The organism is Allobosea sp. GW822-FHT05A11 (genome assembly GCF_058800455.1).
Window position 1 is genome coordinate 394,840 of the sequence record NZ_JBXAMI010000002.1, and the last position, 19,761, is coordinate 414,600.

The 19,761-nt window shown below is 62.4% G+C and carries 18 protein-coding genes; 15 read left to right on the forward strand and 3 right to left on the reverse strand.

The features are described 5' to 3' along the window. Positions 1 to 39 precede the first annotated feature (39 nt). The 5 genes from AC1RLU_RS07220 (at position 40) to AC1RLU_RS07240 (ending at position 5,079) form a co-directional block, all read left to right on the forward strand. Positions 40 to 756, forward strand: a complete 717-nt coding sequence (locus AC1RLU_RS07220) for a nucleotidyltransferase family protein (protein ID WP_061963551.1) — start codon at positions 40 to 42, stop codon at positions 754 to 756. A 65-nt stretch (positions 757 to 821) separates the two neighbouring features. Beyond that, entirely contained in the window at positions 822 to 1,997 is a 1,176-nt protein-coding gene (locus AC1RLU_RS07225; protein ID WP_492794720.1) for a DegT/DnrJ/EryC1/StrS family aminotransferase, read from the forward strand. 13 nt (positions 1,998 to 2,010) lie between these two features. Next, the gene (locus tag AC1RLU_RS07230; protein ID WP_492794721.1) at positions 2,011 to 2,700 is read left to right on the forward strand and encodes a sugar transferase; all 690 of its coding nucleotides are present in this window, start codon (positions 2,011 to 2,013) and stop codon (positions 2,698 to 2,700) included. Between the two features lie 41 nt (positions 2,701 to 2,741). After that, the gene (locus AC1RLU_RS07235) at positions 2,742 to 3,749 is read left to right on the forward strand and encodes an SDR family NAD(P)-dependent oxidoreductase (protein ID WP_492794722.1); all 1,008 of its coding nucleotides are present in this window, start codon (positions 2,742 to 2,744) and stop codon (positions 3,747 to 3,749) included. Between the two features lie 106 nt (positions 3,750 to 3,855). Further along, on the forward strand, positions 3,856 to 5,079 hold the full coding sequence (locus tag AC1RLU_RS07240; RefSeq protein ID WP_492794723.1) for a polysaccharide biosynthesis/export family protein: 1,224 nt from the start codon (positions 3,856 to 3,858) through the stop codon (positions 5,077 to 5,079). A gap of 212 nt (positions 5,080 to 5,291) precedes the next feature. On the opposite strand, the gene AC1RLU_RS07245 is transcribed toward AC1RLU_RS07240, so the two are convergent. Beyond that, positions 5,292 to 5,492 carry a hypothetical protein gene (locus AC1RLU_RS07245; protein WP_492794725.1) on the reverse strand — a complete coding sequence of 67 codons (201 nt, stop codon included), beginning with the start codon at positions 5,490 to 5,492 and terminating at the stop codon, positions 5,292 to 5,294. Between the two features lie 221 nt (positions 5,493 to 5,713). Between AC1RLU_RS07245 and AC1RLU_RS07250 the strand changes: the two genes are divergently transcribed. Genes AC1RLU_RS07250 through AC1RLU_RS07265 form a run of 4 tightly spaced genes read left to right on the forward strand, consistent with a single transcriptional unit; the run spans position 5,714 to position 10,304 of the window. Then, on the forward strand, positions 5,714 to 5,977 hold the full coding sequence (locus AC1RLU_RS07250; protein WP_492794727.1) for a hypothetical protein: 264 nt from the start codon (positions 5,714 to 5,716) through the stop codon (positions 5,975 to 5,977). After that, positions 5,974 to 7,389 carry an O-antigen ligase family protein gene (locus AC1RLU_RS07255; protein ID WP_492794729.1) on the forward strand — a complete coding sequence of 472 codons (1,416 nt, stop codon included), beginning with the start codon at positions 5,974 to 5,976 and terminating at the stop codon, positions 7,387 to 7,389. Before AC1RLU_RS07250 ends, AC1RLU_RS07255 begins: the two co-directional genes overlap by 4 nt. Before the next feature lie 10 nt (positions 7,390 to 7,399). Next, positions 7,400 to 8,950: a lipopolysaccharide biosynthesis protein gene (locus AC1RLU_RS07260; protein ID WP_492794730.1), complete on the forward strand. Its 1,551-nt coding sequence runs from the start codon at positions 7,400 to 7,402 to the stop codon at positions 8,948 to 8,950. Between the two features lie 13 nt (positions 8,951 to 8,963). Then, the gene (locus AC1RLU_RS07265; protein WP_492794731.1) at positions 8,964 to 10,304 is read left to right on the forward strand and encodes a phenylacetate--CoA ligase family protein; all 1,341 of its coding nucleotides are present in this window, start codon (positions 8,964 to 8,966) and stop codon (positions 10,302 to 10,304) included. A gap of 228 nt (positions 10,305 to 10,532) precedes the next feature. Here the strand turns inward: AC1RLU_RS07265 and asnB are convergent, their stop codons facing one another. Then, on the reverse strand, positions 10,533 to 12,515 hold the full coding sequence (asnB, locus tag AC1RLU_RS07270; RefSeq protein WP_492794733.1) for an asparagine synthase (glutamine-hydrolyzing): 1,983 nt from the start codon (positions 12,513 to 12,515) through the stop codon (positions 10,533 to 10,535). Positions 12,516 to 12,783: 268 nt separating this feature from the next. Here asnB and AC1RLU_RS07275 point away from each other — a divergent pair, with 268 nt between their 5' ends. The 6 genes from AC1RLU_RS07275 to AC1RLU_RS07300 all read left to right on the forward strand — a co-directional run bounded on the left by AC1RLU_RS07275 (position 12,784) and on the right by AC1RLU_RS07300 (position 18,972). Beyond that, positions 12,784 to 13,965: a glycosyltransferase family 4 protein gene (locus tag AC1RLU_RS07275; RefSeq protein WP_492794734.1), complete on the forward strand. Its 1,182-nt coding sequence runs from the start codon at positions 12,784 to 12,786 to the stop codon at positions 13,963 to 13,965. Then, positions 13,962 to 15,119: a glycosyltransferase gene (locus AC1RLU_RS07280; RefSeq protein WP_492794736.1), complete on the forward strand. Its 1,158-nt coding sequence runs from the start codon at positions 13,962 to 13,964 to the stop codon at positions 15,117 to 15,119. Before AC1RLU_RS07275 ends, AC1RLU_RS07280 begins: the two co-directional genes overlap by 4 nt. A gap of 13 nt (positions 15,120 to 15,132) precedes the next feature. After that, a complete protein-coding gene (locus AC1RLU_RS07285; protein WP_492794737.1) occupies positions 15,133 to 16,308 on the forward strand; it encodes a glycosyltransferase in 1,176 nt (391 codons plus the stop codon). Then, the gene (locus AC1RLU_RS07290; RefSeq protein WP_492794738.1) at positions 16,280 to 17,356 is read left to right on the forward strand and encodes a glycosyltransferase family 2 protein; all 1,077 of its coding nucleotides are present in this window, start codon (positions 16,280 to 16,282) and stop codon (positions 17,354 to 17,356) included. The genes AC1RLU_RS07285 and AC1RLU_RS07290 overlap by 29 nt, the downstream gene beginning before the upstream one ends. Before the next feature lie 192 nt (positions 17,357 to 17,548). Then, positions 17,549 to 18,196: a helix-turn-helix domain-containing protein gene (locus AC1RLU_RS07295; RefSeq protein ID WP_492794740.1), complete on the forward strand. Its 648-nt coding sequence runs from the start codon at positions 17,549 to 17,551 to the stop codon at positions 18,194 to 18,196. A gap of 119 nt (positions 18,197 to 18,315) precedes the next feature. Beyond that, positions 18,316 to 18,972: a LuxR C-terminal-related transcriptional regulator gene (locus tag AC1RLU_RS07300; protein ID WP_091855379.1), complete on the forward strand. Its 657-nt coding sequence runs from the start codon at positions 18,316 to 18,318 to the stop codon at positions 18,970 to 18,972. Between the two features lie 42 nt (positions 18,973 to 19,014). On the opposite strand, the gene AC1RLU_RS07305 is transcribed toward AC1RLU_RS07300, so the two are convergent. Beyond that, entirely contained in the window at positions 19,015 to 19,638 is a 624-nt protein-coding gene (locus tag AC1RLU_RS07305) for an HWE histidine kinase domain-containing protein (RefSeq protein ID WP_492794741.1), read from the reverse strand. Positions 19,639 to 19,761 lie beyond the last annotated feature (123 nt).

Consider the following 19,761-nt stretch of genomic DNA (forward strand, 5'->3'; position numbering starts at 1 on the left):
AGCGCGCCTAGCCTTCATGCTCCATTGAAGGAGGCTGGCATGAAGGCAGTCATTCAAGCAGGCGGCAAGGGCACGCGCTTGATGCCCTACACATCCGTTCTTCCGAAGCCGCTCATGCCGATAGGGGCGCGGCCAGTTCTCGAGCTCCTGCTTCGATGGCTTCGCCGCAACAACATCGAGGACGTCTACATCACGACGGGCTACCTCGGTCACCTGATCCGCAGCTTCTGTGGCGACGGTCAGCAGTGGGGCCTCAAGATCACTTACTCACAAGAGGTCGAGCCGCTGGGCACCGTTGGGTCGCTGACGCTGCTGCGGGAGCATCTGGACGGCACCTTTCTGATGTTGAACGGTGACGTGCTGACCGACCTCAACCTTCCAGCCTTCGGGTTGGCGCACCGCAAGCATGGCGGCCCGCTGACGATCGCCACGACGGTCCGATCCACCCGTATGGATTTCGGTATCATCGAAGATCTGGAAAACCGCATCACGAGTTTCACGGAGAAGCCCACGCTGTCCAACAGCGTGAGCATGGGCGTCTATTGCATGGAGCCCGATGTCATCAAGTACATCCCCGCGGGCATCCCCTTTGGTCTCGATGACCTGGCGCTTTGCTTGCTCGAGAAAGACGTTCCCATCCACGTCTTCAAGCATCAGGGGCTTTGGCTCGACATCGGACGCGTCGAGGACTTCCACAACGCGCAGGACATCAAGTGGGAAGAGCGCGCGCCTTCGCTGCTCGCAGTGGCCAGCTAACGCCACAACTCCGTAGGACGCCCGAAACACTCGTCAGGAAAGCAGAGTACATGAAAGCAGAGCCCATGCTTCTCGTCTCGGAGCCCATCCTCGGATCGCAAGAAAAGGCCGCTCTCGCCGATGTCATCGACAGCGGCTGGATTACAATGGGCGAGCGGGTGAGCAGTTTCGAGCGCGCTTTCGCCGAGGCGCACGCAGCCGACGACGCTGTTTCGGTGAGTTCCTGCACAGCCGGGCTGCATCTCATCCTGCATGCTCTTGGGATCGGCCCGGGCGACGAGGTTCTCGTGCCCGCCCTCACCTTCGTGGCGACGGCGAATTGCGTCCTCTATGTCGGCGGCACGCCGATCTTCGTGGACATCGAGTCTTCGGCGCAGCCGCTGATGTCCATCCAGGACGCTGCCGCCAAATGCACGCCCCGGACGAAAGCCGTCATCCTCGTTCATTTCGCAGGATACATGGTCGATCCCGAGCCATGGCAGGCCTTCGCGCGCGAGCGGGGCCTGATGCTGATCGAGGACGCCGCTCACGCCTCCGGGCTTCCGGGCGCCGGTGCAATCGGCGACGCCGCGGCGTTCAGCTTCTACGGAAACAAGAACATGACGACGGCGGAAGGCGGGGTGGTCCTCGCCCGCGATGCCTCCCTGCTCGACACCATCCGGCGTGCGCGAGGGCATGGGCTGACGAGCGGCACCTTCCAGCGGCGCTCCAGCCGGACGCCGATCTACGATGTGACGATGCTCGGTTTCAACTACCGGCTCGACGAGTTGAGGGCCGCCATCGGCCTCGTCCAGCTCGGCCACCTTAAAGAGTGGAATGCGAAACGGAAGATCCTGGCGGAGTCCTATCGGCGGCGCATTGGTGAGAATTGCCCCAGCGTCGCCATCCCTTTCGAAGCGCGGCAACCTTCCGTCCATCACATCATGCCGGTGGTGCTGCCGGCTTCTTCCGACCGTCAGGATGTGATCGATCACTTACGTGCGAAGGGCATCCAGACCACGATCCACTATCCGGCAATCCATCGTCTTTCCTTCTATCGCGGCCTCTATCCAGACGTGAATCTTCCCCGGACCGAGGCCTTCACCGATCATGAGCTTACGCTGCCGTTGCATCCGCGCATGGGGCTCGATGATGTCGAAAGAGTTACATCGGCACTTGCGGACGCGCTTGGCGAGCGCGTTCCGCCGGCTGCGTTCGTAATGCGAGACAAAAGCAAGCACGCCAACGTCGCAAGTGGCTGAGGAGTTCCTTCAGATGAACGGACAAGGCTTCTTGGGACTGCCGGTCGCCGAAACGGCGCAAACATGGCTCAGGCGAGCCGCCGATATTCTGCTAGCCGGCGCTGCGTTGTTTTTGCTGGCGCCGCTCATGCTGCTCATAACGATCGCCATATGGCTGGAATCCGGGCAGCCAACGCTCTTCTGTCAAACTCGGCTTGGACAGGGCGGCCGGCGTTTTCGTATGTACAAGTTCAGGAAGTTCCATGCAGACGCCGGCCAGGCAGGCTGCCCGCTGACGCTCGAGCAGGACCCTCGGATGACCCAGGTCGGGCGCCTGCTTATGAAGACGAAGCTCGACGAGTTGCCGCAGTTCTGGAACGTGATCAAGGGCGACATGGCGATCGTCGGACCACGGCCGGAGAGCCTTGCTTTCGCGGATTGCTTCGATAACGGCTGGGAAGAGTTGCTCAGATACAAGCCCGGCCTCGTCGGCCCGTGCCAGATCATATTCCGGAACGAGGCCGCCGCCTTCCCGAAAGGCGCCGACGTCAACGAGTTCTATCGCACCGTCGTGTTTCCGCTGAAGGCGCGCATCGACCTTGACTACTTCCGCAGCAGAAGCCTCGCATCGGATGTCGTGATCATGATCAGGAGCTTCCTGGCGATCTGCGGCTGGGCCTCGGTCGCGAGCGCAGGCCTCAGGCAAGTCGAACGCCGCGCCTGAGCCGGCGCAAGCCTAGAATATCCAGTCCAGGAGGTCATGCCATGTCCTATGATGGTGCAAAGGTGCTTGTGACGGGTGCCGACGGCTTCATCGGCTCGCATCTCACCGAGGCGCTCGTGAGTTGCGGCGCCAGGGTCACGGCTTTAACCCTCTACAACTCCTTCGACAGCCATGGCTGGCTGGACGAAATCCCGGAGGCGACCAAAGGCCGGCTCGATCTCGTCCGCGGCGATGTCCGCGACGCGGCCTTCATCTCGCGCGTCGTGCCGGGTCAAGACATCATCTTCCATCTCGCAGCGCTGATCGCCATCCCGCACTCCTACGCCGCCGCGCAGACTTATGTCGAAACGAATATCCTCGGAACCCTGAACGTCCTCGAAGCTGCCCGCCAGAGTGGGACGGAGCGGATCGTCCATACCTCGACGAGCGAGGTGTATGGAACGGCGTTGAAGATGCCGATCTCGGAAGAGCACCCGTTGCAGGGCCAATCTCCCTATTCGGCATCCAAGATCGGCGCCGACATGATGTCGGAAGCTTTTGCCCGGTCATTCGGTTTGCCTGTCGTGACGCTGCGTCCTTTCAATACATTTGGTCCGCGGCAGAGCGAGCGGGCGATCATTCCGACGCTCATCCGGCAGGCTCTGGATCCGAACTGCGACGTCATACGGGTCGGCGACACGACGCCGGTGCGCGACCTCACCTTCGTGGAAGACACCGTAGCTGCCTTTTTGATGGCGGGATCATCCCCGGATCTGGAGTTCGGCCGAGCTTACAATGCTGGAAGCCAGCACGGCGTGACAGTGGCCAACCTGATCGACCTGGTGCTCGAACTCTCCGGCACTTCCAAACCGGTGGTCCAAGAGGGCGTCCGGATGCGACCTGCCAACTCGGAAGTGCGTGCGCTTCTGGCGGACTGCAGCCGCTTCGCGGCGGTTACGGGCTGGCAGCCACGGACCGGCCTGCGCGAGGGCATCGGGCGCACCACCGAATGGTGGCGGACCCGCCTCGCGATGGGCCGGGTGCGCTCGCAGAGCAATTTCATGACCTGATCTCACCGCCCTGCCTGGACCGCCGCGCGGCGCCGGCTCCAGAACCGATACGAGGCTCTCGATGGGACATCCATCTGCGCGCAAGGGCTGGGCAGCGACACTGCTCATGGCCGGCATAGCTTTGCTCTGGACGCATGGAGCTTGCCGCGCTGAATATCTGCTCTCGCCCGGCGACGTGGTCGAAATCGCCGTCGCGCCAATGCCGGAGCTGCGGCAGCGTATGCCGGTGCAGCCCGACGGAACCATCATCATCCCAATGCTAGGGGCAGTGATGGCGGCAGGATCGGCCCCGCAGGTGCTGCAGGACCGGGTCGAGACAGCCTTCGCAGCAAAAATCCTCCGCCAGCGAATGCCCGACGGGCGCGAGCGGATCGTGTTGCTTCAGCCCGGCGATGTCACCACGGCAGTCGTCGAGTACCGGCCCATCTATGTGAGCGGCGACGTGCTCAACCCGGGGCAGTACGCCTACCGGCCACAGATGACGGCGCGCCATGCCATTGCTCTCTCAGGCGGCCCGAGCACAGTACGGGGCCGTCCCGGGCAGTCAGGCGTCGAGATCGCGGAGGCGGAGCGCGAATACCGAACGGCGACAAGCGCGCTGGCCAAGGAGCATGTTGTCTCCTGGCGGCTTGCCGCGGAACTCGATGGATCCGAAACGATCAAGGAACAGCCCCTCGGGTACCTGTCCATATCGGCCGCTTCGCTTGCCGACTTTCTGCGCGTCGAGACCCGTTATCTGCAGGTTCGCCTCAAGGAAACCAAGAGCGAGCGGGCCTATCTGGAGAGTATGGTGCGACAGGCCGGCGAGCAGATCGAGACTCTCACCACGCAGGTGCAGGGGGAGCAGAGCGGCCTCCAAGCCGACATGGCAGAGCTTGATCGCGTGAACAAACTCTTCGGCACTGGCAGCTTGCCGAGCCCGCGCGTCACGGACAGTCGCCGGGCCGTCCTGCTGTCGTCGACAAGGCGTCTTCAGACGATTGCCAACCTGACCCAGGTCAAGCAACAGCGGGATGAACTCCTTTGGCGCCTGGACAAGGTCGACACCCAGAGGCGCCTCGACGTGCTACGCGAAAGCAGGGAATCTCAGCTGCGCATGACCGAACTGAAAGCGCGGCTCGACGGCGCGACAGAGAAGCTTCGTGTGCTTGGGCAGATGGTCGTCCTCGAAACGGGCGCCAACGTCGCGCGGCCGGGCGTCACGATCATCCGTAAAGCTCGAACGAACTGGGATCGCATTCCCGCGTCCGAGGACACCGAGCTGATGCCGGGCGACACCGTCGAAGTCGTGTTCCGGCGTGAGGATGCTGCGACAGCAGCGGTGCAGTGAACCCACTCCGGAGACCTTTTCTTCACGCGAACCGGTGTCTGCTGCGCTCGAAAATGCTCTCGCGATGACATGGCCTCGGTCGCACTGATCCGTCGGTGCGGCAAAGCAAAGCTGGTCAGTCGCTGTGAACCGCCTCCGGGAACCCGGCGCGGTTCAGATCTCCTCTCAGAGGCGTGCTTGGCTGCCGGCCGCACGCACATGGGCGCCTGCCTTTACTGGATCGGGCGCTCCCTGGCGCGAGCCTCGTTCGCTATGTCGAGCATGGCCTCAAGCTGGGCGAGCGTCGCTGGCGAGAAGATCAAATTCATGATCTGGCCGCCGGACATCTCAAGGCTGATCATCGTTTCGCCTCGAGGGGTGGCCGCTATCGCGACCGCCTGGACATCGACGACATCAAGGTCGATCTCCGGCAACAAGATCTGCTTCTGCCCCATTAGTCCCCTACCGTCGTGGGGGCCCCACTGCGTCAGAGATGCGCTTTCCGATCTCGTGCCTTTCGGCGGTGCCGTCGGCTTCGAGTTGTGCTTCCCGACTTCCGGACACTATTGGCAGAACCTTTCAGCGAATTGATCCTCATCAAGACTGCGAAGCCCGGCCGACGTAGGGTTTCGATCGCAGCGAGAGGAGGCCGGCGATGAAAGCTGTCATCCAAGCAGGTACCCGGCCCAAGCGGCTGATGCCCATCCGCGCCAAGCCTGTGCTTGAGCTCCTGCTGCGCTGGCTACGACGATACAACGTCGACGCCATGAACCGGGAAGCGGGCAAGAGCACGCGCGTCTTTGTGGCCCGCCACCATGACTTGGCGGCTCACCTCGGCTACGTGCCCGTCGCCGTGGACATGCCCCGCCGCCGTGCACCGCGCGGAACCGGCGGGCCGCCTCGGGAGGTTACGCGGTGACGGCCCGAACGGCGCGGCAATCGCTCGTGCATGTCGCGTCCTGGGTCGGCGGAGCCGGTCTCCTGTCGCTCGTTGCCCTCGCGCTCCTGATCTTGAGGAACCCATCCATCCCCGTAATGCTCATCGGCTTGGCCGTCGTGGCGACGATCGGCCTGCTGCTGCTGCGAAACCCGCTTGCCGCGCTCCTGCTGGCCGCGTTCGTGCTGCTGCTGCCGCCAGGGGACCTTCGGGTGGAGGGGATCTACATGCTCGCCAGCAACGGCACGGTCGCGGCAGCTCTTGGGATCTGGCTCGTCCGGGCGCTGAGCGGGAGCGAGACGGTCAAATGGAACCCCACTTGCCTTCTCCTCGCGCTGTACATCGCATGGGGGCTCGTGACGCTGCTCTGGGCGCCGGATCTCGTCGAAGGTCGCCGCAAGCTGATCGCCTGGACGTTCAGCTTTATCCTGCTGTTTTTGATCTGCAACGAGGTGAGATCGCTGCCGGCAGTAGACCACTTCATGCGGATGCTGAGCTTGATGGGCTGGCTCATGATCCTTTGCGGGGTTTATACGGCCCTGTTCACCGATTTCGTGTTTGGAACCAGGCTGAAAAGTTTCAACATGAATGAGAATACCTTGGGCGTCATGCTGATCATGGCACTTCCCGGGGTCATCTGGCCGGTGATGCGAAGTGACGGGCCTCGCCGGAGGTCCATGCTCATCCTGGCAATAACCTACATGCTTTGCGCCGTGGCGTTGATCGCACTCAGCGGATCGCGAGGAGGCGCGATTTCGGTCGGCCTCCTGTTGCTGATGCTGCTGTTCTTCAAACCCGCGCGGAAATGGGCCGTCGGCGGCGTCGCGCTCATTCTCTGCCTGTTCCTCTTCGCCCCGTTCCTCTTCGACACCCTCATTCAAAGGGCTGTCGAAGGAGAGGGCGGCGAGCTCGGCGGACGGTCTGTCTTGTGGGAAGCAAGCCTTCTGTTCATGCGCGACCATCTGCTGATGGGAGCCGGGATCGGCAACGGCCCCTTCAGGCTGCACCCCTACATCGCGTCGCTGACCAGCGAGGTCAACCACCGCACGGATCTGCCCAGCCACCAGCCGTTTCTCGAGGTCGGTGTGGACACGGGTCTGGTCGGGCTGATTATCTACGTCTGCGTGATCGGATCCGCGATACGGAGTTTCGTGCGCTCCCGCTCCTGCTGGTTGCTCTCTCCATCCTGTCCGGACGGATACTACTTGACCGTGATCGGAGCCACGGCGGCGTACGGGTCCACATGGCTCAAGGCGGGAGGGTTGGAAAACCACGCCAGCCTCATCGTGATGCTCGCCCTGCTCCTGATCCCGTCCTTAGTGCAGGAGGCCGACGATCGAAGCGCACAGGAAGGCGGCCCCTGGCTGTCGAAGCGTCGTCATGACCGCGGCTAGCGAGGGGGCGATGAACGCGCACGCAGCCGCCCCGCCGCGTGACGAGGCCAGCGGGCGGTTCGTCGTCAACATCGGCAGCAGCCTCGTTTACGTCGTGCTGAACACCGGCATCATGTTCTGGTACATCCCTTTCCTGCTGAAGCATCTCGGGGTTGCAGCCTACGGGATGGTTCCCCTGTCGTCCTCCTTGGTCATGTTCGCGATGATCGTATGCGAGGGGGTGAACGGTGCGATCTACCGCAACCTGGCGATCGATCTGAACCGCGGAAATCTGCCCGCCGCGCAAAGGACGTTCAACAGTGCCGTGATGCTGACGATCGCGGTCAGTTGCTTCCTGCTGGTTCCGATGGTCCCGGCGGTTTGGCTCTTTCCCCAACTCTTCGAGGTGCCGCCGGACCTCGAGGGCGCGGCGCGGTTCTTGCTCGCGGGCTCCTTCTTCACCGCCCTGACATTCCTCGTCGGAAGCCCTTTCGACGCATCGAGCCTGATCACTCACCGGTTCGACGTCCGCAACGCCATTCGGTCCGCGGTTGCCTTGAGCAGGGTCGGGGTCGTGGCCCTGTGCTTCCTTGTCTGGCCGGCGAGCCTCCTGCATGTCGGCCTCGGCCTGATCGCCTCCGCCCTCCTCGGCCTGGGTAGTTGCGTGATCGCGTGGCGACGGCTGACCCCGCAGTTGCACCTGCATCTCGCAGATGTGAATCCCCACCACTTCCGGCCGCTGTTGAATTTCGGCGCCTGGTCGGCGGTGAACACGGCCGGAATGCTGCTGCTCATGCAGGTCGACCTCCTCATCGTGAACGCATTGTTCGGTTCAACCATGACCGGTCGTTACGGCGCATTGCTTGCTTTCGCGGTGCTCATGCACACGCTGGCCGAGGTGGTCATACCGATTTTCAGCCCGATGATCATGGCCCGCTACGCCATCGGCGATGTCACGGGTGTGCGCAGACTGCTGGAATCCGCCGTCGGCTTTCTCGCCTTCGGGCTGGCCCTGCCGGTCGGGCTCCTCTGCGGACTCGGCCGTCCACTCCTGTCCTTGTGGCTCGGGCCGGATTTCGCCGAACTCGACACGCTCCTGGCAGTCCTCGTGGCTCATCTGGCGGTGAATCTGGCGGGCCGGCCAATCGGTTACCTCCTCACCGCGCACAACAAGGTGAAGCAGCAGGGTTTGGTGACGCTGGTGCTCGGCGTCGTGAACATTGGGCTGGCAGTCGCGCTCGCCCTCTGGGCCAACTGGGGCGTGCTCGGCATCGCGGCGGCGGCCGCGATCGTTTGGACCTTGAAGAACACGCTCATCCTTCCGGTATACGCCGCACGCGTGCTCGGCTTGGACTGGTGGGCGTTCCTGCCCCGGCTCGCGGGAGGAGCTGCGGCGGTGCTTGGGATAGCGCTGGCTGGCAGGGCACTTGCCGCCGAATGGCCACCGCTCGATTGGATCAGTCTCGCGGCAATGGCCGGCGCGATATCGGCACTATACTTAATCATACTCATAGGTTTCATCATCCGCCCCGACGATCGCAAGCTGATCTCGCGGCTCATACTTCGGAGGGCACATGATTAACTGGCGCCGCCCCATGCTGAAGTTCTACGACGAGCGCGTCATGAACCGCCCGATCCCGCGATGCCGCACCTTGATCTCGGACTTTTATGCCCTGCCCCGCGAAGCGCGGCGAAACCTGCGGGATCAGCGTCTGACGCAGTTGCTCAGGCACGCAGCGCGACACGTGCCGCACTACCGAAAGTTGCTGGTCGATCGGGAGATCGCGCGTGGTGACGTCATTGATATCGCCAGCTTCGGGAAGGTGCCACCGCTAACGAGGAGCTTCCTGCAGAACTCCCCTGAGAGTTTGAAGAGCGACGACTTGAGCTCGAGACATTCGTACAAGAACAGTTCCGGGGGAAGTTCGGGAGAGCCCGTCGCCGTGATCCAGGACCAGGATTACAACGCGATGGGTATCGCCATGACCGAGACGTATCACGGCTGGGTCGGAAGGGACGACGGCGAGTCTCTGGTCAAGCTTTGGGGGTCCGATCGGGACGTGGTGTCCGGCACTCTCGGGTGGCGCAACAAGCTCAGCGGCTTCGTTCGCAATCAGAAATGGGCGAACTCGTTCAAGATGAGCGAGACGGCGATGTTGCGCTATCTGGATTGGATTCGGCAATACCGTCCCGTTCTCATCGAGGCCTACGCGGACAGCGCCTTCGAACTTGCTCGCTTCGCAAATGCCCGCGAGACCAGGGTCTCCGGCGTGAGACACGTCATTACCAGCGCGGGCACGCTGCACCCGTTCATGAGGGAGGAGATTTCGCGCGCGTTCGGCTGTCCGACGCTCAATAGATACGGGTGTCGCGAAGTTGGCGACATTGCCGGTGAGCGGACAGAGAACGGTGGCCTGGAGGTGTTTGACTACTGCAACCTCGTCGAGGTCGTGAAGCCTGACGGTCAGCCCTGCCAGGAAGGGGAAGAGGGCGAGATCCTCGTCACCAATCTCACGAATTTCGCGATGCCGCTCATCAGGTACAGACTCGGGGATCGCGCCGTGGTCGGCAAATTCTGCGACGGTCCCTTGCCGTTCGTCGAACGATTGCAGACGGTGTCGGGACGCCAGACGGACGCGTTTATCTTGAGGGATGGAACGGCCGTATCGGGAATCTTCTTCGTTTATTTTCTCACAGTCTTTCACGAGGCCGGTTGGCTTCTCAAGACGCAGATCGTCCAGCGCGACTACGACGACGTCGTCGTCAAGATGGTCGTGAAGACGGCTCCGGCGCAATCCGCTTTGGACGAGATCGCCACCTCGCTTCGGATTTTGCTGGGCCAATCGTGCAACATCAGTTTCGAGACGCTGCCGGAAATTCCCCCTCTGAAATCCGGAAAGCACAGCTACGTCGTTTCACTCGTAAAGCGACCATAGAAGGTGATCGCCCGGACAACCCAGATCATGCAGATCTGTATCTGGAGCCATTGAAAATGGCTGTCTTCGCGCGGTTCTCTTGATCCTGGTCGCGATTGGGGATCGGCCAGCTGGACACCGGTAAGAACCGACCGCTGTTTCACTCGCCCGGCCGCGGACTGGGCAGGCGGGCTCATGGAACAGCGGTCGGTTTTTGGGATGCCACAGCACAGTAACGCCCTGACGCACTTACGCGACAGCGCCCTGTAAACGGGACTGCGCTCGCCGATGCTGAGCTGGACCTGCCGCATAATGGCGGCACCAGGCTTCCAGCATCAGCAGGCGCCACAGCAGCAGGCCAAAATCCCGGCTCCGCCCCGAGCTGTGCAGATCAAGTATCCGCTCCACCCCATTCAGGTTCCAGAACCCCCGCTCTCTGCTGTCGCGGTCGAGAAGCCTTTCCCTGACCATGGCGCGGCCGGCCGGCTCGCGAAACCAATCGCCCAGAGGAACCCCGAAGCCTCGCTTCGGGCTTTGGCCAGTAACCTCCGGGAGAAATCGAGCGGCGAGAGCCCTTAGAGGCAGTTTCCCCCGGGAGTGATCCAGCAGGCATGCACGGGGCAGGCGCGCGGCCCACTCGACGATGCGGACATCGAGCAGCGGCGACCGAACTTCGATCGAATGGGCCATCGACGCCCGATCGACCTTCACCAACACATCGTCGGGGAGATAGAGGCTATAGTCGAGCTTCTGCTGGCGCGCCGTCAGCGGAGCGCCGCGGCTCATCCGCCATCTCTCCCATACCGGGCTGCTGGCGTTCCGCAAAAACGGCCGCAGATCCGGGTGAATGCAATCGTCCATCACCGGATCATCAGGCAGCTCGTCGAAAACCGCCGCCGCTCCCCAATCCGGCAAGCTGAGCTTGGAAAGCTGGTAGCGGGCGAGCGACGCCTGCGGCAAAAGCCGGCTCGCCGCACCCAGCGCGAGGCCGAAACGGCCGGCTGCCCGGATCAAACCTTCCCGGCGGGCGCTCTCGACATAGCGGCGATAGCCGCCGAACGCCTCGTCGCCGCCGTCTCCGGAGAGAAACACCGTCGCATGGCTCGCCGCCGCCTCGCAGAGCGTGAAGCTCGGCAAGGCGGACGGGTCGCCGAAGGGTTCGTCGAAGAGCCAAGCCAGCCGGTCGATATCGCTGAGCCCGCCGGCGCGTTGCGGGATCACGCGATGCTCAAGCCCGGCATGGGCCGCGGTTGTGCGGGCGAGCGCGCTTTCGTCCCAGTGCTCTTCCGCAAAGCCGACCGTCAGCGCGAGCGGGGCTTGTCCCGTCTTCGCCGCCATGGCTGCGACCAGGCCGCTATCGATTCCGCCCGACAGGAAAACACCGACGGGAACGTCGCTCCGGAGTCGAATGCGGACCGCGTCGAAGAGCAAACTCTCGAGCTCATCCAGTTCGGCGGGGCTGGCGCTTCGCCGAACCGGATCGTCGTTGAGGGTCAGGTCCCAATAGGGTGCCGGCGATGCCGCATGGGGCCGGTCGAGCGAGCCTGCGAGGACATGGCCCGGCGGCAGCTTCCGATATCCCTCGAAAATGCAGGTTTCGCCCGGCAGGTAGCCGAGCGCGAGGTACTGCGCCACGGCGGAACGGTCGATTTCACGAGGGGCATCAGGGCAAGCCAGCAAGCCCTTCAGTTCCGAGGCGAACCGCAGATGTCCCTCCTGCTCCATGTAGTAGAGGGGTTTTACGCCCAGCCGGTCACGGGCAAGCATGAAGCTCCGCCGCTTCGTGTCGACGAAGGCCAGTGCGAACATGCCGTTCAGAAGCGGCAACGCGCCCGCCCCGAGGCGCATGAGCAGCCGCAGCAGCACCTCCGTGTCGGATCCGCTCTGGAACGCCTCGCCTGCTCGCTCGAGCTCGCGGCGCAGCTCAAGATAATTGTAGATCTCGCCGTTGAACGCCAGCCAGCAGCTCCCGTCAGGGCTTCGCATCGGCTGATGCCCAAGGGGGCTGAGATCCAGGATGCTGAGGCGGCGGAAGCCGAGGCTCCAGCCGTCTCCCCCCTCGATTCCAAGGTCGTCGGGACCGCGATGTTGCAGGGGCACAGTCATTGCGGCGGTCAGCTCGGGGCCTGCCGCTTGTGCCGGTCCGAACCAGCCGCAAATGCCGCACATCGTTTCTGTTTCGCCTTGCTCGCCTGCACGCCGCCGGGATGGAAGCGCATCGACGCCAGCCATGGACCCGAGCGGGTCAGGCCTGTCTGGCGTCAACCGAGTAGGCGCTATCGGCAGCAAACTGAATATGACGCGCGTCAACTCGGCTCGGAGGTCATTCGTTTATCAACTGACCCGCGCAGATAGCCGCCTCGCAATCACGGAGCCGAGTGCTCCGATGCAGAGGACAGCGGGAGCGCATGAAGATGCAGGCTTAGGCCAGAGGGCGACTTCCCGCATGGCGCCGGGGGAAGCGGGCCCGGGTCCGGGACGTGGTCGGGAGACGTGCTCGATGCAACCTTCGCTCAAGGGGCAGAGCCTGCGGTGGTGCTTTTTCTCGCCTGGCCGCCGTTCGATCGACGTGCTCGGTGGCGATTCACGGACCTCTGGTGGGGCCGAGGCCCAGGTGGCCCATCTCGCAGCTGCGATGGCAGAGCTCGGCCATAAGGTGAGCCTGATCTACGGTGACGGAAGCCAACGTTGTCCGCCAACGGAACTTGCCTCCGTCACCTGCATCGACGCCGCGCCACGCTGGCTGAAACCTTCGAGCATCGCAGCGTTCTGGCGCGTGCTGAGGGACGCTTCGCCAGATGTGATCTATGCGCGGCTGCCGAGCGACTTTCTGGCGCTGCAAGGGCTGCTTGGCCGTTTCGACGGGCGAGCGCGCTTCATTTACGCGCTGGCTCACGACGACCACTGCCGACCTTGGCAGGCCTATTCCTACAGGCGTTGGCTGCACGCTCCGCTTTACGCCCTAGGCCTTCACAGTGCTGAGGCGATCCTGGCGCAGCATGAGGGGCAGCGAGCTCGACTTGCCCACGGTTTGCAGGGCCGGACGATTTGCGTACCGAATCTGGTGCGGTCCTTCGCCTCTGTCCCGAGAGATTTCGAGGGCACGTCGATCGACGCCATTTGGGTCGCTCAGATTCGCCCGGAGAAACGTCTCGAGAGATTCCTCGACCTTGCGGCTTCGACGCCGGATCTCTCATGCAGCGTCGTCGGCGGGTTCGATCCGACGTTGCCCGCAGCCTCCCGTGTCGAGCTCGAGCAACGGATTCAGTCGTTGAGCAACGTCACCTATTGGGGGCCGCAGCCGGCGGATGTCGTGATGTCGCTGCTCGCTCGCAGCAAGGTCCTCGTGAACACCTCGAGCGGAGAAGGCTTTCCGAATTCGATGCTGGAGGCGTGGAGTCTGGGAGTGCCAGTCGTTTCGCTTGCAGTGGATCCTGGCGGCATCATTGAGCAGCAAGATATCGGCCTTCTCAGCGGAGGCGATGTCGAACTGCGCAACGACGTGCGGTTGCTGACGCGGCGCGGGTCGCTGAATGATCGGATAGGCGTCCGCGCATTGGCCTATGTAAGGGGCCGGCACAGCCTCGAAGCTGTCTGCGCCGCTCTCTCGCCGGCGATCTTCGGGTCTCCCGTCACAGCCGGCGCCCATCGCGCTGAACATTCCAGAGAAGCCCTGTCATGATGCTGGGAAGCTTTCTCAGCGCGGCAGGCCGTCCCGGCACCGCTGCTGACGCACGCCCCGGTGCCCCGAGGGCGGTCGCAGTCCTCATCGGGCAGCTTTCGCAAGGCGGCAGCGAAAGGCAGCTCTACATGTTCCTTGTCCACTGCGACCGCACGCGCTGGACGCCGACCGTCTACGTCTCCGGACAACTGGGTTTCTGGGAAGGTCCCATCCGGGCACTGGGCATTCCCGTCGTACTGCTCGTCGGGGGGCGAATAGCCAAAATGACGCAATTGCGCGCCGCCTGCGTGGCGCAGCGCGTGACCTGCTTTTTCTCCTGGTCGTCGTACACCAACCCCTTCGGTCTCGCCCTCGCTGGGACGGGCATTCAGCGCGTCGGATCCTTCCGCAATGCGCTATTCGCCGATCTGCCGACGCGTCTCCGATCGGTCTGGGCTTGGGCCAGCCTCGCTGGCGTCTCCACGGCCATATGCAATTCGCGTGACACCTTCGAGCAGCTTTCGAGCCACAGAACCGTGTGTCCCAAAGCAGCTTACGTGCCGAACGGGGTCGAGACCCCAAGCCCGAGCGAGGTTGCTGCGTTGCGCGCGCAATGGCGGGGCCGGCTTGGCCTTCAAGAGGACACCGTCCTCATCGTTGGGGTCGGTCGGCTCGCGAGCCAGAAGCGCTTCGACCGCTTTCTCGACATCATCGACAAAGTCAAAACGGATGGTCCGGTGCAGGCTGTCATCGCCGGCGAGAATCTCGGCTGCCGTGGCGATCTCGAACGCCAGATCGAAGCTCTGGGCCTTCAGAACATCGTACGCCTCGTCGGCGCGGTGCCGGATGCCCGCGAACTGATCTGCGCCGCCGACATCTTTCTTCTCACGTCCGATTACGAGGGCACGCCGAATGTCGTCCTGGAGGCGATGGCAGCCGGAAAGCCCTGCGTGGCGACCCGCGTCAACGGAGTCGGCGAGTTGATCGAGGATGGCGCAACCGGGTTCACAGCGACACAGGATACGACGGAGCTGGCGCAGCACGTTTCCCGTCTTATCGCTGATCCGGAGCTGCGCCGACGCGTGGGTCAGGCAGCCTGCGCAGCCGTCGAGAAGGCGCGAAGTCCAGTCGAAATCGCACGCGAGCTTTGGTCATTCTGTGAGCAACCCACCTGAGACCTTGAAGCCAATGCATGTCGCCTTCTTTGTCGACCAAGTATTCTGGTGCGAGGGGCCTGTCCTCTCGACCGAGGAGTCGTTCATCCTCTTCCCGGCTAGCTTCGCTGGCTTCGTCGACCAGATCACTTTCATTGGACGCGAGGCGCCGACCCCTGGGCGCGCGCCCTATGTCCTGGACGGCTCCACCTTCTCTCTATGCGCGCTGCCGTTCTATCCCAGCCTGTACCGGCTCTGGCGGGCCGACCCCCGCATGTATCGTCGGATTCGCGAATCCGTGCGCGAGCAGTCCAAGAACTGGGATGTGCTCGTCATCTGCGGGCCCCACCCTATCGGCCAGTTCGTCGCCCGGATGTGCATCGCTCAAGACATCCCGGTTGTCCTGATGGTGCGCCAGAACCTCATCGAGCAAATGAGCGCCCACCGCGGGTTGGAGCGTCACGCCGCGATGCTCGCCGCCCACCTTCTCGAATGGGATTTCAAGCGGTTGGCCCGCGACCGGACGGTCTTTGCGGTCGGCGAGGAAATGACGAAGGTCTACAGCCGCTTCTGCAACCGCGCGCACAATCACTTTCCCTGCCTCGTCGACCGTGCGCAGTTCGAGATGTTCTCGCAGATGTCCGCGGGATCCGATCCCAGGCGCCTCATCAAGGTCTGCCGGTTGGCTCCGGAGAAGGGACATCGGTTCCTGTTCGAGGCCATGGCGCAGCTCAACCAGCGCGGCCTGCACTGTCATGTCGATCTCGTCGGCACAGGTGCGATGGATCAGGAGCTCCGGGAATTGGCTTCAAAACTCGGCGTTGCATCGCAGGTGACGTTTCACGGCTATGTTCCTTACGGTCGGCCGCTCTTCGACCTCTACGAGAAGGCGGGAGCCATGGTCCTGTCCTCCACAACCGAGGGCTTCCCACAGGTCATCAACGAGGCCTTGTCCATCGGCCTTCCAACGGTCGCGACGACAGTTGGGGGAATTCCCTCGTTTCTCACGGACGGAGAAACCGCTCTGCTGGTGCCTCCGCGGGACGTCTCTTCGTTGGCCGGGGCGATCGAGAAGATGGTGCGCGCGCCAGACCTTCGCGAGCGCCTGCGACGAAACGGACGGGCGCTGATGCAGGATAACATTCTTGAAGTGAATCGGGCCCGTGTTCTCGGGGGTGTTCATGACGAGATCGCTCGCCGCCGAGCATAACTATCGCTGCGCAATCGGTGACCACCCGAACACAGCTCCACCGTGTCGCCCGACGGTCAGCGTTATCGTGCCCGTCTACAACGAGATCGATTGCCTTGACCGGCTCGTGACGGATTTGCTCGCCCAGGATTACGAGCGGATTGTCGAATTCTGGTTCGCGGATGGTTGCTCGCAGGACGGGACCTACGAGACGCTGCTACGGCTCAGCGACGTGGATGACAGGGTCCGTGTGATCCGGAACCCGAAACGCGGACCGGCCGCCGGCATAAACCTGGCCCTCGAGCTGGCGACGGGAGACATCGTAAACCGGCTCGATGCGCATGCGCGCTATGACCCCGATGTCGTGACAAACAGCGTCGAGGCGTTGCTGGCAACGGGCGCCGGAGGCGTGGGCGCCATCGCACGCCCCTCTGCAGGCAGGACACTGATCGGCCGCGCCATCGTCGCCGCGCATAAGAGCCCGTTCGGAGTAGGCGTCGCGAAATTCCGCCGGGACGGCGCGGAAGGCTGGGCCGACGCGATTTGGAACGGCTGCTATTGGAAGCACATCGTGGATCGCGTGGGGCTGCTGCGGGAAGATCTGCATCGCGCCGAGGATAACGACTTCAACGCGCGCATTCAGGGTTTGGGGTATGGCCTCTACCTGTCGCCGGAAATACGGGCCTGGTACCTGCCGCGGCAAACTCTGGGGTCGCTCTGGAGGCAGTATTTCGCCAACGGCATCGGGGTGGTCAGAGCTGCCCGGGAGAGGCCAGATGCCGTTAGCTGGCGGCATTTCGCTCCGCTGGCGCTGGTCCTCACATTGAGCTGTGAAGCTATGATCACGATTGCGTGGTCGGAGGGGCTTCTTGGTCTGATTGCTTTGCTGGCTTACCTGGGCATTCTGGCTTTCGCCACCCTTCTCGCGGCGGCACGAGAACGCGGCGCGCATCTGCTCCTCCTCCCTGTAGCGCTGGCTACGCTTCACTTCAGTTATGGGTTTGGGTCCCTCTGGGCCCTTGTGGCGGGCCCCTTGGCCGCGCTCTTTAGGCGATCTCGCCCCGTTTAACACTGTGTTAAGATCTCACATGCATGATTCGCGATAGCGATTGGGCAGCGATCCCTTCATCGTCGCGCACTGACGAACTACGACGTTCGCCTTAGACCGAGGGCTTACGCCTCGACCGTAAGGTCTAATCCTTCTGCGTGATTGGCAGGGTTGAGAGAACGAATACCTTGGTTGCGATCAAGGGATCGCACCATGCTTCAGATCGCTACAGATTCTCATTCGCTGCTGGAGGAACGCTCGCCAAGCGCGAGGGATATCCGCCACAGAGTACTTGCTCGCAACGCCGTCCTTTTCTGGCAGGACGAACGACAGCCGCAAGCCATCGAGATTGTCGAGGGCACCGTTCGGGCGGCGCGTCTCTGGAGCGATGGCTCGCGCCAGATCCTGGCATTCTTTTGGCCTGGCGACATTATCCAGGCTGCGGCTCTGCAACGCTATACTGCGGAGGCCGTCACGCGCTGCGTGCTGAGGCCGCGCAGTCATGAGGACGTCGGCACGTTCGAGTCGTCCGGCACGGACCAGGCGCTTCAGGCGTCCATCTGCCTCCTGGCAGCCACAGGCAAGAAGAGCGCCACGAGCCGAATGGCGTGGTTTCTGCTTCAGATCTACGAACACCTCCCGCAGGATCCGAGGCGCGCGCAGGCGCTCCGTTTCACAATCCCCCGCAATGACGTCGCTGATTATCTCGGGATGTCGATGGAAACCGCGTGCCGTACATTGGCGGCATTCCGGGCGCGCGGTTTGATCGACCTCCCGACCCGGAAAACCATTTGCTACCGAGACATGGCGCAGCTCGCTCGGGTCGCTCAGTCACCCAAATGGGAAGATGCCGAAGCCTGAAGGCAATGGCCGTCCGCTTGCGACAGTTCCCAGAATTTGTGGTATATGAGTGTCTTAATAGGTCGAGGGGTATGTGCTGATCCGACGGCGCGGCAGACGCCAGAGAGCCAGGCACGACAATGTGGCGTATCCTGTTAGCCGACGACCATGGGATTTATCGCAAGGGCCTTCACCTGGTCCTTCAGCGCGCATTCCCCGATGCGGATCTCCTGACAGCGGACTCGCTTCCCACAATCCTGTCCACAGTCGAGAAAAATCCAGATCTCGATCTTCTTATCATTGACCTGCATATGCCGCGCCGCATTCCGATCGAGGGTCTCAGCGACCTGAGCGCGAACTGCCGGAACATCCATCTGGTCGCGCTGTCCGCGTCCGAAGCAGCTACTGACATTCTGGAATGCCTTGCTTGCGGATTTCACGGCTATATTTCGAAACTTCAGACTGACGAGGAAATCGTTGCCGGCATAGAGGACGTTCTTGCCGGGAAAATCTATGTCACGCCGCGCCTGGCTCTCACGAAGGGACTCGCTTCCTGGCGCGAGATGGTAAAGGTAACCGAGTCCAGCCGCTCGCAACTCATCCGCCTGACGAACCGCCAACGGGATGTTCTTGCCCTACTGGCGCAGGGTAAGTCCAACAAGGAGATTGCACGCGAGCTCGCCATTGCGGAGGCGACTGTCAAGATTCATGCGGCGGCGGTCATCCGTGTGCTCGGAGCCACGAACAGGGCCTCCGCAGCGCTGTTTGCTCAACAATGGCTTGAAAGGAAGGAGTGAGGGCCGTGATCGGGAGCCTCCCATTCCGACGGAGCGCCGAGCCTACAAGTCCAGAGCTGTGGTGAGGACATACTCCAGGCCCTCCGGCGAGAGTCCCAGCGTCGAGGTTCCGCCGGTGATCGCCTTGCCGTCATCACACAAAATTGAAGTCCCGAACCCGCGTTTGCAGCTCCCCGTCGTTTGAGGCCCGTCCCGTTCAAGCCATTGCAGGCACAGGCTCGCGCGGGTGCTGTCGATGGGTTGAATGCTCCAACGGACCAGCACCTTCCCTGTCGGGCAGCTCAATGCTCCATGTTTGACTGCATTTGTCGTGAGTTCGTGAATGATGATCGAGAACGACTGCGCAAGCCCACTACGGAGCCCAACCGTCGGCCCGATCACGTCGAACTGATTGGAGCGGCAATACGGAGAAAGCTCAAGGCGGACGAGTTCCTCCAGCGAGCAATGATCCACGCCCTTTCGCGTGGATACATCAGCGTTTGCGATAGCGCGAAGGCGCCCTTCCAACGCATCACATAATTCCGTCACCGTAGTACTACTCTCGGCCGTCAACTTGATGACCGACAAAACTAGCGGCACGAAATTGTCAAGCCTATGCCGAAGCTCTTTGTTATCGAGACTAAGAAAATAGAATTTATCAAATATATCTTCTGCAGAACCTGGCATGCTAGGATTAATTAAATCTCCATTACAATTGGAGATTAGTTGATATAGAACATAAAAATAATTATATAACCCTCTTGATCGCATTAAACTTGTGTTGAAGCTCGATAGTTTCAAGCTATTCCT

Excerpts from the sequence above, each read along its gene's own strand:
- asnB (WP_492794733.1), bottom strand. The coding sequence starts at position 12,515 with ATGGCTGGCGTCGATGCGCTTCCATCCCGGCGGCGTGCAGGCGAGCAA.
- AC1RLU_RS07290 (WP_492794738.1), top strand. The coding sequence starts at position 16,280 with ATGACGAGATCGCTCGCCGCCGAGCATAACTATCGCTGCGCAATCGGT.
- AC1RLU_RS07220 (WP_061963551.1), top strand. The coding sequence starts at position 40 with ATGAAGGCAGTCATTCAAGCAGGCGGCAAGGGCACGCGCTTGATGCCC.
- AC1RLU_RS07230 (WP_492794721.1), top strand. The coding sequence starts at position 2,011 with ATGAACGGACAAGGCTTCTTGGGACTGCCGGTCGCCGAAACGGCGCAA.
- AC1RLU_RS07285 (WP_492794737.1), top strand. The coding sequence starts at position 15,133 with ATGCATGTCGCCTTCTTTGTCGACCAAGTATTCTGGTGCGAGGGGCCT.
- AC1RLU_RS07265 (WP_492794731.1), top strand. The coding sequence starts at position 8,964 with ATGCTGAAGTTCTACGACGAGCGCGTCATGAACCGCCCGATCCCGCGA.
- AC1RLU_RS07260 (WP_492794730.1), top strand. The coding sequence starts at position 7,400 with ATGAACGCGCACGCAGCCGCCCCGCCGCGTGACGAGGCCAGCGGGCGG.
- AC1RLU_RS07250 (WP_492794727.1), top strand. The coding sequence starts at position 5,714 with ATGAAAGCTGTCATCCAAGCAGGTACCCGGCCCAAGCGGCTGATGCCC.
- AC1RLU_RS07295 (WP_492794740.1), top strand. The coding sequence starts at position 17,549 with ATGCTTCAGATCGCTACAGATTCTCATTCGCTGCTGGAGGAACGCTCG.
- AC1RLU_RS07305 (WP_492794741.1), bottom strand. The coding sequence starts at position 19,638 with ATGCCAGGTTCTGCAGAAGATATATTTGATAAATTCTATTTTCTTAGT.
- AC1RLU_RS07225 (WP_492794720.1), top strand. The coding sequence starts at position 822 with ATGCTTCTCGTCTCGGAGCCCATCCTCGGATCGCAAGAAAAGGCCGCT.
- AC1RLU_RS07275 (WP_492794734.1), top strand. The coding sequence starts at position 12,784 with ATGCAACCTTCGCTCAAGGGGCAGAGCCTGCGGTGGTGCTTTTTCTCG.
- AC1RLU_RS07300 (WP_091855379.1), top strand. The coding sequence starts at position 18,316 with ATGTGGCGTATCCTGTTAGCCGACGACCATGGGATTTATCGCAAGGGC.
- AC1RLU_RS07280 (WP_492794736.1), top strand. The coding sequence starts at position 13,962 with ATGATGCTGGGAAGCTTTCTCAGCGCGGCAGGCCGTCCCGGCACCGCT.
- AC1RLU_RS07235 (WP_492794722.1), top strand. The coding sequence starts at position 2,742 with ATGTCCTATGATGGTGCAAAGGTGCTTGTGACGGGTGCCGACGGCTTC.
- AC1RLU_RS07240 (WP_492794723.1), top strand. The coding sequence starts at position 3,856 with ATGGCCGGCATAGCTTTGCTCTGGACGCATGGAGCTTGCCGCGCTGAA.